Genomic DNA, 12006 nt, shown 5'->3' on the forward strand with positions numbered 1-12006 from the left:
CTCCAGCCCGCTTCTTACCCTATCTCATAACCTGTTTTATACAGAAAATGAGATCTCATCAAATCGATATCTCATGGTTTCAAAGCGTTTGTGATTAGCACCCCTCGCATAATGGGAGCATTACATAGGTGTCCCACCGGACGTATGGGACACACTATTTCTTCTATGACTCATTAACGAGGTAAGCATTATGACTAACAGCAAACTGGTACAAAATGATTCGCTCAGTACAAAAGAGTACGAGCAGAACGGATTTGTGGCGGCCACGGAAACCAATGAGTTTAGCTATACATCGGCGCGTGTTGCGAAGGTAGCCTATAACGAGTACAAGCCCAACGAGTTTAAAGTGTCCGGTTACTGGACGGACTGGTCGCAATATGACGGCCGTCTCGATGGTGATTTCGCGCCTTCCAGCTGTGGGCGCGGCGTTGACCTGGCGTTATTAGACCCCTTTGCTTACGATAAAATTACGCTGGGTTTCTGCGGGATCGTCGGCGATACCGGCGAGAAAGCGACGACCATCAACAATGCCGCAGTCGACTTCCAGCGTACGCAATGGCAACCCACTTTTGTCGATGCGTGGGGAGATGTTGCCTCCTACCGCAACTGCGGCTTTGCGGGCTGGGTAAGCAATGATTACATGGCGCTTTTCCATCAGTACGATGCACAGGGCGTTCTGGGGGGGTTACGCGATGTACAGAAAAAGAACCCGAATCTCCATCTTTCAATGAGTATCGGCGGCTGGACCATGAGCCAGGCGTTCCACTTTATGGCTAAGGATCCACATAAACGTGCGCTATTCTGCGACGGCCTGACCGATCTGTTCACCCGATTCCCGATGTTTAGCGAAATCGATCTGGATTGGGAATATCCGGGTGCCCCGGGAAATACCGGTAATACCTACGATGATACTGACGCACCAAATTTTGCTGCCTTGATTAAGGATGTGAAAGCCGCGCTGAATAAAATCAATCGCAGTGATGTGAAAATTAGCGTTGCCGCGGCTGGTGACATCGAGAAACTGAAAAAAGCCAATATTCCAGCGCTCATTGATGCGGGGGTCTGGGGCATTAATTTAATGACCTACGACTTCTTTGGTACGCCGTGGGCTACCGAGCTGGCGCATCATACCAATCTCTACCCGAATGGCAGCGCGAATAACTGGAGCGTAGAGACCGCCGTTAATTATCTGGAGTCGATTGGGGTGCCGCTTAAACAGGTCTTTATCGGTTATGCCGGTTATAGCCGTAATGCCCATGATGCGACGATCCAGAGCGTATCTCCGCTGAAAGGAACTTACACGCCAGGATACGGCACGACGGTCGGAACATTTGAATCCGGCTCAACGGAATGGTACGACCATATCGCAAATTATCTTGATCTGGAAAACCAGACCGGTCGCAATAATTTTATTGTTTACACCGATGAAGTGGCGGATGCGGATTTCCTGTATAACCCACAGTCTAAAGTCTTTATGTCGCTGGATACCCCGCGCACCGTGAAGGCCAAAGCCGAGTACGTAAAATCCCGCGGCCTGGGCGGCCTGTTTACCTGGACGGCGGATTTGGATCGTGGCCCGCTGGTGAATGCGGCTCGCGAAGGGCTGGGCTGCGAAATGACGCGGCAAACTGTTGATATGAGACCGTTCTATTTTAAAGGTATTACAAAGTAAGCGCTCATGTCCCCCTGTAAAGGGGGACATTTTCGGCTGTCTCATCGTGTAAAAAACATAGATAAGTAAATAAATATTGTGTATCAGGTGAATTATTATTTTGGATTGAATAAGTAAGTTTATATTACATTTTATGACATTGCCTTCTTGTTTTTAGATTTTTTTATGGTTTTTTACATCAGGTTTGACAATTCTCTCAGTTAGATGATTATTTTTGGTACTAAAATAATGCATCTCAATAGTTAATGGATTTTCAAATGGTTACATCATTCATGATTGGAAATGATTTATTGTTTGATACAAGTGAAATGGTTCTTCATCATCTTAAGGATGGGGAAAGTATTCATTTATCCGGCGTGAAAGGTCGCTGTTTGAAGTGTCTCATCTCACATACCCAACAAGATATAACGACAAAAAAGCAAATTTGCGATGAGGTATGGGGACAATTTGGTTTATTCGCCAGCGATAGTACGTTATTGCAGACGATTTATGCCTTGCGGCGGGATTTGCGGGATATAGAGATGACGGATTTAATCGTGACCCATCCCCGACTGGGCTACCAGATCAATCCGGCCTATAGCGTTACACCGGTTGCTGAATTAGGCGCTGAAAAAAATGAACCTGCTGCCATTGAGGTATTTTCCTGTCCTTCTGACACTGATATTCTCAGTGCTCATTATGAAATTCAGAAAAAAACCGAAGGCAAAAAAACAGACGTTGCCGTTAATCTCTCCCTGCATAAGGCGAGGGTTATTTTAGCGTTCCTGACATTTGTATTGACTACAGTATTAGTACTCCTGACAGTGTTTTTCTACAGGGAAGAGTTACGTCTTCATAATGGCGGGAAAAACCTGTATTTAAATCCTGAAACGGGAAAAGATAGTCATGGACAAAAAGGATTTATCCTGTGCCAGTGCAATAAGTACGATACAAGCGAAAATTGCAAAAATCATGAATATATATGTAAAAAAGTGACTTCATGATATTTTTCGTTACGTAATGCAACTTAAGTTTATTATGCGTTTGGTGGATAAGGCGAGAGCGTCATCTTGCCACCGAAAAGCTCGGTTAACCGTCGTTCGGCAAGATGATGCGTCCAGTGATGAGCCGGTTAGATGAAATAATGCCTCAAGCGGTTCATCACGGAATTTCCAGCAGGTCTGATTAATAGAGTTGGCAGCCAGAGAGCCATCCAGAACAAGCTCGAGTTTTGTCACCGCATCGGTGATGTAGAGATCATAATGAAGCTCATTCCGATAATTAACCAGATAACAAGTTCCGCGGAGAGTTTATGCTTTCTGATACTGGCTTTATCTGTGGAGCGAAGGACCTGAGAGACATTCAGGAGGTATTGAGTGCCGAAAAGAGGAAAGAGATTCGGGTTCAGCCCAAATTGTATCGCATAGCGACAGGTTGAAAGTATGAAAAAGCCCCATCAAAAATGATGGGGCTTATTTGTGCTACGCTTGCGTGATTTTTTTCACAAAGCGACAACAAGCAGGCGATTAAGCCAGTTTGTTGATCTGTGCAGTCAGGTTTGCTTTATGACGTGCAGCTTTGTTTTTGTGGATCAGACCTTTAGCAGCCTGACGGTCCACGATCGGTTGCATTTCGTTAAATGCTTTCAGTGCAGTAGCTTTGTCGCCAGCTTCGATAGCTGCGTATACTTTCTTGATGAAAGTACGCATCATAGAGCGACGGCTAGCGTTGTGCTTGCGGGCCTTTTCAGACTGAACGGCGCGCTTCTTAGCTGATTTGATATTAGCCAAGGTCCAACTCCCAAATGTGTTCTATATGGACAATTCAAAGGCCGAGGAATATGCCCTTTTAGCCTTCTTTTGTCAATGGATTTGTGCAAATAAGCGCCGTTTAAATTGCAGCACTCGTTGCGTAGTGATGGCGCAGGATTCTACCAGCTTGCGGGGCGTGAATACAGCCTTTCCACGAGAAAAATTGCATTGGTGTGCCCGTGAAGGGCGTCAATTTGTTTCATAACGATGAAAACCATCCTCTTTCTGTTTCGTAGAAACAATCGCCGGTTAACGTTGAACGCGGTACAGGGTATACTTTCACGATTTTCACTGTTTTGAGCCAGACATGAAGCTGATACGAGGCATACATAATCTCAGTCAGGCCCCGCATGGGTGTGTGCTGACTATTGGTAATTTCGACGGCGTGCACCGTGGCCATCGTGCGTTGCTGCAGGGCTTACGGGAAGAAGGGCGCAAACGCAATTTACCGGTGATGGTGATGATTTTCGAGCCGCAGCCGCTGGAGCTGTTTGCGACGGACAAGTCACCTGCGCGCCTCACCCGCCTGCGGGAAAAACTGCGTTATCTGGCGGAGTGCGGCGTTGATTACGTGCTGTGCGTGCGTTTTGACAGGCGCTTCGCGGCATTAACGGCGCAGACCTTCATCAGCGATCTGCTGGTGAAGCGCCTTGATGTACAATTTCTTGCCGTTGGTGATGATTTCCGCTTTGGCGCTAGCCGTGCGGGCGATTTCTTGTTATTACAGGAAGCGGGCGCTGAGTATGGTTTTGATATCACCAGCACCCAAACCTTCTGTGAAGGCGGTGTGCGCATCAGCAGCACCGCGGTACGTCAGGCGCTGGCGGAAGATAACCTGCAACTGGCCGAAAGCCTGCTTGGGCATCCTTTTACTATCTCAGGACGCGTAGTTCACGGTGACGAGTTAGGGCGCACTATCGGTTTTCCGACGGCAAACTTACCGCTTCGTCGCCAGGTTTCTCCGGTGAAAGGGGTTTATGCGGTTGAAGTAATGGGGCTGGGTGACAAACCTTTACCCGGCGTCGCCAACATCGGCACACGCCCGACGGTAGCAGGCGTACGCCAACAGTTGGAAGTGCATCTATTGGACGTTGTAATGGACCTGTATGGTCTCCATATAGATGTAGTACTGCGTAAAAAAATACGCAGCGAACAGCGATTTGCCTCGCTGGATGAACTAAAAGCGCAGATTGCGCGTGATGAGTTGACTGCCCGTGAATTTTTTGGGCTAACAAAACCGGCTTAATGCCTATACGAGTTTTAAATACGGAACCGAGAATCTGATGAGTGACTATAAATCAACCCTGAATTTGCCGGAAACAGGGTTCCCGATGCGCGGCGATCTCGCCAAGCGTGAACCGGGAATGCTGGCGCGTTGGACTGATGATGACCTGTACGGCATCATTCGTGCGGCCAAAAAAGGCAAAAAAACCTTCATTCTGCATGATGGCCCTCCTTATGCGAATGGCAGCATTCATATTGGTCACTCGGTTAACAAGATTCTGAAAGACATTATCGTGAAGTCCAAAGGACTCACGGGATTCGACTCGCCTTACGTTCCGGGCTGGGACTGCCACGGTCTGCCTATCGAGCTGAAAGTAGAGCAGGAATACGGCAAGCCGGGCGAGAAGTTCACCGCCGCTGAGTTCCGCGCCAAATGCCGTGAATACGCAGCGACGCAGGTTGACGGTCAGCGTAAAGACTTTATCCGTCTTGGCGTGCTGGGCGACTGGTCGCATCCGTACCTGACCATGGACTTCAAAACTGAAGCCAACATCATTCGTGCGCTGGGTAAAATCATTGGTAACGGTCACCTGCACAAAGGTGCGAAGCCGGTGCACTGGTGCGTTGATTGCCGTTCCGCGCTGGCGGAAGCGGAAGTTGAGTATTATGACAAAACCTCCCCGTCCATCGACGTTGCGTTCCACGCCGTCGATCAGGACGCGGTAAAAGCGAAATTTGGCGTTTCTGACGTCAATGGCCCGATCTCACTGGTTATCTGGACTACCACCCCGTGGACGTTACCTGCGAACCGCGCAATCTCTCTGGCGCCTGATTTTGACTATGCGCTGGTGCAGATTGACGGGCAGGCTGTGATTCTGGCGAAGGATCTGGTTGAAAGCGTCATGCAGCGTATTGGTGCGGCTGAATACACTATTCTGGGCACCGTAAAAGGCGCCGAGCTGGAACTGCTGCGCTTTACCCATCCGTTTATGGGCTTTGACGTGCCGGCTATTCTTGGCGATCACGTGACGCTGGATGCTGGTACCGGTGCGGTCCATACCGCCGGCGGCCACGGTCCGGATGACTACGTCATTAGCCAGAAATACGGTCTGGAAATCGCTAACCCGGTTGGCCCGGACGGCGCATATCTGGCGGGTACCTATCCGGATCTGGACGGTGTGAACGTCTTTAAAGCCAACGACAAAATCGTTGCGCTGCTGAGCGATAAAGGCGCTCTGCTGCACGTTGAGAAGATGCAGCACAGCTACCCGTGCTGCTGGCGCCACAAATCGCCGATCATCTTCCGTGCGACTCCGCAGTGGTTCGTCAGCATGGATCAGAAAGGTCTGCGCGCGCAGTCACTTAAAGAGATCAAAGGCGTGCAATGGATCCCGGATTGGGGCCAGGCACGTATTGAATCGATGGTTGCCAACCGTCCTGACTGGTGTATCTCCCGTCAGCGTACGTGGGGTGTGCCGATGTCTCTGTTTGTTCACAAAGACACCGAAGAGCTGCATCCGCGTGCTATCGAACTGATGGAAGAAGTGGCCAAACGCGTTGAAGTTGACGGCATCCAGGCGTGGTGGGATCTCGACCCGAAAGATATCCTTGGCGATGAAGCTGACCAGTATGTCAAAGTCCCGGATACGCTGGACGTGTGGTTCGACTCCGGTTCAACCCACTCATCCGTCGTGGACGTGCGTCCTGAGTTTGCAGGCCATGCGGCAGATATGTATCTGGAAGGTTCTGACCAGCACCGCGGCTGGTTCATGTCTTCTCTGATGATCTCCACTGCAATGAAGGGCAAAGCGCCATACTGTCAGGTACTGACCCACGGTTTCACCGTTGATGGTCAGGGTCGCAAAATGTCCAAGTCTATCGGTAACACCGTAAGCCCGCAGGACGTAATGAACAAACTGGGCGCGGATATTCTGCGTCTGTGGGTCGCTTCTACCGACTATACCGGCGAAATGGCCGTTTCTGACGAAATCCTGAAACGTGCTGCCGACAGCTATCGTCGTATCCGTAACACCGCACGCTTCCTGCTGGCGAACCTGAACGGGTTCGATCCGGTAAAAGATATGGTGAAACCGGAAGAGATGGTGGTGCTGGATCGCTGGGCGGTAGGTTGTGCACAAGCGGCGCAGGAAGAGATCCTGAAAGCTTATGAAGCTTATGACTTCCACGAAGTAGTACAGCGCCTGATGCGCTTCTGCTCCGTAGAAATGGGTTCGTTCTACCTCGACATCATCAAAGACCGTCAGTACACCGCGAAAGCTGACAGTGTGGCGCGTCGTAGTTGCCAGACTGCGCTGTTCCATATTGCAGAAGCGCTGGTACGCTGGATGGCGCCGATCATGTCCTTCACCGCCGATGAAATCTGGGGTTACCTGCCGGGAGATCGTGAGAAGTACGTCTTTACCGGTGAATGGTACGAAGGTCTGTTTGGCTTAGGCGAAACCGAAGCGATGAATGACGCCTACTGGGACGAGTTGCTGAAAGTGCGCGGCGAAGTGAACAAGGTCATCGAGCAGGCGCGTGCGGATAAGAAAGTCGGTGGTTCGCTGGAAGCGGCGGTTACTCTGTACGCTGAACCAGAACTGGCGGCGAAACTGACCGCGCTGGGCGAAGAGTTGCGCTTTGTTCTGCTGACCTCCGGTGCGACGGTTGCGGATTATGCAGCGGCTCCTGCTGACGCTCAGCAGAGCGAACTGCTTAAAGGTCTGAAAATCGTACTAAGCAAAGCCGAAGGTGAGAAATGTCCGCGCTGCTGGCATTACACTACCGATGTCGGCCAGGTGGCGGAACATGCAGATATCTGCGGACGCTGTGTCAGCAACATCGCCGGTGATGGCGAACAACGTAAGTTTGCCTGATGAGTAAGCCTCTCTGTTCAACAGGACTACGCTGGCTGTGGCTGGTGGTAGTCGTGCTGATTATCGATTTAGGCAGCAAATACCTGATCCTCCAGAACTTTGCTCTGGGGGATACGGTGTCGCTGTTCCCGTCGCTTAATCTGCACTATGCGCGTAACTATGGTGCGGCGTTTAGCTTCTTAGCCGACAGCGGTGGCTGGCAACGTTGGTTCTTTGCCGGTATCGCCATTGGTATCTGCGTTATCCTGATGGTGATGATGTATCGCTCGAAGGCGACGCAGAAGCTAAACAACATCGCGTATGCGTTAATCATTGGCGGTGCGCTGGGCAACCTGTTCGACCGCCTGTGGCACGGCTTCGTGGTTGATATGATTGACTTTTACGTCGGTGACTGGCATTTCGCGACATTCAACCTTGCCGATACGGCGATCTGTATCGGTGCGGCATTGATTGTCCTCGAAGGCTTCTTACCGTCGAAAGAGAAAAAAGCCGCATAAAAAAATGCCGGATGGCGCTATGCTAATCCGGCCTACAATATACTGCGATCCTTGTGGGCCCGGTAAGCGTAGCACTATCGGGCAAACAGGCGGCAGCAATTTTAAAGAGCAACCTGCATGTCTAAATCAGTACAGAGTAACAGTGCGGTGCTGGTGCACTTCACCCTTAAGCTCGACGATGGCTCCACCGCAGAGTCAACCCGCAATAACGGCAAGCCTGCGCTGTTTCGCCTGGGCGACGGTTCTCTGTCTGAAGGACTGGAACAACACCTGCTGGGGTTAAAAGAAGGTGATAAAACCACTTTTGCTCTGGAGCCGGATGCCGCCTTCGGCGTGTCAAGCCCGGACTTAATTCAGTATTTCTCGCGTCGGGAATTTATGGACGCGGGCGAGCCAGAAATTGGCGCTATCATGCTCTTTACCGCAATGGACGGCAGTGAGATGCCTGGTGTGATCCGCGAAATCAATGGTGACTCGATCACGGTTGATTTCAACCATCCGCTGGCCGGGCATACCGTTCATTTTGATATTGAAGTGCTGGAAGTCGAACCGGCACTGGAGGCGTAAAATGCAGATCCTGTTGGCCAACCCGCGCGGTTTTTGCGCTGGCGTAGACCGCGCTATCAGCATTGTGGAAAACGCGCTGGCTATTTACGGCGCACCGATTTATGTCCGTCATGAAGTGGTGCATAACCGCTATGTGGTGGATAGCCTGCGCGAGCGCGGCGCTATTTTTATTGAGCAAATCAGTGAAGTACCGGATGGCGCGATCCTGATTTTCTCCGCTCATGGTGTGTCTCAGGCGGTGCGTAACGAAGCCAAAGGCCGCGACCTCACGGTTTTTGATGCGACCTGCCCGCTGGTAACGAAAGTGCATATGGAAGTTGCCCGCGCCAGCCGTCGCGGTGAAGAATCAATTTTAATTGGTCACGCCGGGCATCCGGAAGTTGAAGGCACGATGGGCCAGTACAGTAACCCGCAGGGGGGAATGTATCTGGTCGAATCACCTGAAGATGTGCTGAAACTGAATGTAAAAAATGAAGGCAAATTGTCCTTCATGACGCAGACTACTCTCTCCGTTGATGACACCTCTGACGTTATTGACGCGTTGCGAAGCCGTTTCCCGAAAATTGTCGGGCCGCGCAAAGACGATATCTGTTATGCCACGACCAACCGTCAGGAAGCGGTGCGTGCGCTGGCGGAGCAGGCCGATGTTGTGCTGGTGGTCGGCTCGAAAAACTCTTCTAACTCCAACCGTCTGGCTGAACTGGCCCAACGAATGGGGAAAGCGGCGTATCTGATTGACGATGCGACCGATATCCAGGAAGCGTGGGTGAAAGAAGCCAGGTGCGTGGGCGTGACGGCCGGTGCCTCGGCGCCTGATATCCTGGTGCAAAACGTGATTGCTCGCCTGCAGGAGCTTGGCGGTGGGGAAGCTATTCCGCTGGAAGGGCGTGAAGAAAACATCGTTTTCGAAGTACCGAAAGAGCTGCGTGTGGATGTTCGTGAAGTAGAGTAAGTCTTTCCGGTTACGATTATGAGAAGATGCCAGACTTAACGTCTGGCATTTTTTTATGGAGAAACCATGCGCTTACCGATCATTCTTGATACCGATCCCGGCATTGATGATGCTGCCGCTATTGCCGCCGCGCTGTTTGCCCCTGAGCTGGATCTGCAACTGATGACCACGGTAGCAGGTAATGTGTCGGTGGAAAAAACCACCCGTAATGCATTGCAACTGCTGCACTTCTGGAATGCGGATATTCCACTGGCGCAGGGGGCATCGATGCCGCTGGTGAGAACGCTGCGAGATGCCGCTTCCGTACACGGTGAATCAGGTATGGAAGGGTATGAATTTGTCGAACACGACCGCCAGGTGATGGCAAAACCTGCCTTCCAGGCCATTCGCGATGCGTTGATGCATGCCCCGCAGCCTGTGACGCTGGTGGCAATTGGCCCCCTGACCAACATTGCGCTGCTGCTGACTCATTATCCTGAATGCATATTCAACATTCACCGTCTGGTGATTATGGGCGGTTCTGCCGGGCGCGGGAACTTCACGCCAAACGCCGAGTTTAATATCGCTATTGATCCCGAGGCCGCCGCAAAAGTCTTCCAGAGCGGGCTGGAGATTGTGATGTGCGGGCTGGATGTCACTAATCAGGCCATGCTCACCCCTGACTATCTGGCGACGTTGCCGCAGCTTAACCAGACGGGAAAAATGCTGCACGCGCTGTTTAGCCATTACCGTAGCGGCAGTATGAATACGGGGCTACGAATGCACGACCTGTGCGCTATTGCCTGGCTGGTGCGCCCGGAACTGTTTACCCTGCAGCCGTGCTTCGTGGCGGTTGAAACCCAGGGTGAATATACCTCGGGTACGACGGTGGTGGACATTGAAGGACGTTTAGGGCATCCGGCAAATGCCCAGGTCGCGCTGGGGCTGGACGTTGAGGGGTTCCAGCAGTGGGTGGCAGAGGTACTGACGCTGGCACCTTGAGGCTGTGATCCGGCCCGCAATATGCAGATAGCGATAGCAGGTTAATCGATTAATCTGCTAATCTGATCCTGTTGTTCTCCTCGGGCCGGAGACACATATGAACCTTTCTTTTATCCAGCCACCGCAGGTGGCGTGGGCAAGCGGCGCTTTAGCTGATGGCCTGTTATTGCGTAAATCCACCCGTATTGAGGATCTTCCAGACGTTTTTGCCGATGAACACGCCCGTCAACAGCTGGCTGGCGAGCAGGTCGTGTATGACGTCGAGATGCTGGATACCTCTCCCGCTGAAGGTGAACTCTACACCGGCGTTACCCATCTTTACCCTGGCCGGGTCGGCTGTGAGTATTTTATGACCCGCGGGCATTTCCATGCGCGCCGCGAACAGGGGGAAGTCTATTTTGGTCTGCGTGGCACCGGTTTGCTGCTGTTGCAAACTGAGCAGGGCGACGCGAGGCTGGAAAAAGTATTCGCGGGATCTGTCCATATTATCCCCGGCTTTACCGCGCATCGGTTAATCAACACCGGGGAAGAGGTTCTGTCGGCGCTCGCCGTATGGCCAGGGATTGCGGGTCATGATTATGCAGCGCTCGCCAGCGGCTTCAGAATAAGGGTCTTTGAGGAAAATAAGACGGTTCAGGCGAAGGAGGTACAGAATGGGTGACTTAGCGCATTCTTACGCCCTGGATATGACGGTCCATCATCACCCGCTTGGTTTTAGCTATGGGGATGAGGTTACCGGGCCGATGCCGGAGATTCGTCAACTTGACCAGATTCGCGCCTCGCTGCGCGATCCGCACTGTGAAGGGCCGCAAGAGGTGTATGCCATAGCGATGGATGTGGCGCGAATGCAGGATCGCGAAGAGTTGAAAAAGCGGATGCTGTTGTTTGGCGTGGTGACCTATGCGGCGGGACGGCTGGGAGAAGAGCCGGTGCGTAGTCAGGGACATATTCATCGTATTAGTCAGCACAGCGGCTGGTCTCCGCCGGAGCTTTATGAAATCTGGCAGGGAAAAGCGATCATTTATATGCAGGAATATGTTGAGGATGACCCAGGCCGCTGTTTTGCTGTAATTGCCGGACCCGGTGAGAAAGTGTTGGTACCACCCGGTTGGGGGCATGCGACTATATCCGCAGACCCGGATGTACCGTTAACCTTTGGCGCGTGGTGCGATCGTGAATATGGTTTTGAGTACGACGCTGTGCGTGCGCATAAAGGACTGGCATGGTATCCGCTGCTGCAGGGCAACAACGTTATCTGGCAGCATAATCCGCGTTACATCCCTGGACGACTGCAGGCCGTTACGCCCAGACAATATACGGAATTCTCGATTACCTCCGCACCTGTTTATCAACAATTCATCGAGGACCCGGCGCGTTTCCAATTTATCTCACGCCCGGACAAGCACCCCGAGCTGTGGCAAAACTTTCATCCATAAAAAAACCGGGG

Annotated in this window: 11 protein-coding genes and 2 pseudogenes; 11 read left to right on the top strand and 2 right to left on the bottom strand. The window is 51.8% G+C overall.

Going from position 1 to position 12006, the window contains the following annotated elements:
* The first annotated feature begins 190 nt into the window (after nt 1–190).
* Together HV334_RS03655 and HV334_RS03660 are read left to right on the top strand one after the other, a co-directional pair.
* Nucleotides 191–1672 carry a glycosyl hydrolase family 18 protein gene (locus tag HV334_RS03655; RefSeq protein WP_019078334.1) on the top strand — a complete coding sequence of 494 codons (1482 nt, stop codon included), beginning with the start codon at nt 191–193 and terminating at the stop codon, nt 1670–1672.
* A 257-nt stretch (nt 1673–1929) separates the two neighbouring features.
* On the top strand, nt 1930–2655 hold the full coding sequence (locus HV334_RS03660) for a winged helix-turn-helix domain-containing protein (protein WP_103766847.1): 726 nt from the start codon (nt 1930–1932) through the stop codon (nt 2653–2655).
* Nucleotides 2656–2775: 120 nt separating this feature from the next.
* Here HV334_RS03660 and HV334_RS25220 read toward each other — a convergent pair.
* Nucleotides 2776–3108 (bottom strand): annotated as a pseudogene (locus HV334_RS25220) (transposase domain-containing protein); the annotation flags it as partial.
* Nucleotides 3109–3177: 69 nt separating this feature from the next.
* Nucleotides 3178–3441: a 30S ribosomal protein S20 gene (gene rpsT, locus HV334_RS03670; RefSeq protein WP_003018940.1), complete on the bottom strand. Its 264-nt coding sequence runs from the start codon at nt 3439–3441 to the stop codon at nt 3178–3180.
* 105 nt (nt 3442–3546) lie between these two features.
* Here rpsT and HV334_RS25225 point away from each other — a divergent pair.
* The 9 genes and pseudogenes from HV334_RS25225 (at nt 3547) to HV334_RS03710 (ending at nt 11995) form a co-directional block, all read left to right on the top strand.
* Nucleotides 3547–3762 (top strand): annotated as a pseudogene (locus HV334_RS25225) (DUF2575 domain-containing protein).
* A gap of 7 nt (nt 3763–3769) precedes the next feature.
* Entirely contained in the window at nt 3770–4708 is a 939-nt protein-coding gene (gene ribF / locus HV334_RS03675; RefSeq protein ID WP_181221187.1) for a bifunctional riboflavin kinase/FAD synthetase, read from the top strand.
* A gap of 37 nt (nt 4709–4745) precedes the next feature.
* The gene (ileS, locus tag HV334_RS03680; protein WP_181221188.1) at nt 4746–7562 is read left to right on the top strand and encodes an isoleucine--tRNA ligase; all 2817 of its coding nucleotides are present in this window, start codon (nt 4746–4748) and stop codon (nt 7560–7562) included.
* The gene (gene lspA / locus HV334_RS03685) at nt 7562–8059 is read left to right on the top strand and encodes a signal peptidase II (protein ID WP_003018932.1); all 498 of its coding nucleotides are present in this window, start codon (nt 7562–7564) and stop codon (nt 8057–8059) included. Before ileS ends, lspA begins: the two co-directional genes overlap by 1 nt.
* Nucleotides 8060–8176: 117 nt before the next feature.
* Entirely contained in the window at nt 8177–8626 is a 450-nt protein-coding gene (gene fkpB / locus HV334_RS03690; RefSeq protein WP_003018929.1) for an FKBP-type peptidyl-prolyl cis-trans isomerase, read from the top strand.
* Between the two features lies 1 nt (nt 8627).
* Entirely contained in the window at nt 8628–9578 is a 951-nt protein-coding gene (gene ispH / locus HV334_RS03695; protein WP_047500149.1) for a 4-hydroxy-3-methylbut-2-enyl diphosphate reductase, read from the top strand.
* Between the two features lie 66 nt (nt 9579–9644).
* Nucleotides 9645–10559, top strand: coding sequence for a ribonucleoside hydrolase RihC (rihC, locus tag HV334_RS03700; RefSeq protein WP_047500151.1), 915 nt, complete (start codon nt 9645–9647; stop codon nt 10557–10559).
* Nucleotides 10560–10656: 97 nt separating this feature from the next.
* Nucleotides 10657–11220, top strand: a complete 564-nt coding sequence (locus tag HV334_RS03705; RefSeq protein WP_016151641.1) for a glucose-6-phosphate isomerase family protein — start codon at nt 10657–10659, stop codon at nt 11218–11220.
* A complete protein-coding gene (locus HV334_RS03710) occupies nt 11213–11995 on the top strand; it encodes a glucose-6-phosphate isomerase family protein (RefSeq protein ID WP_047500153.1) in 783 nt (260 codons plus the stop codon). The genes HV334_RS03705 and HV334_RS03710 overlap by 8 nt, the downstream gene beginning before the upstream one ends.
* Nucleotides 11996–12006: the final 11 nt, after the last annotated feature.

The sequence above is a fragment of the Citrobacter sp. RHBSTW-00944 genome, assembly GCF_013615435.1.
In the GTDB taxonomy this organism is placed as follows: Bacteria; Pseudomonadota; Gammaproteobacteria; order Enterobacterales; family Enterobacteriaceae; genus Citrobacter; species Citrobacter braakii.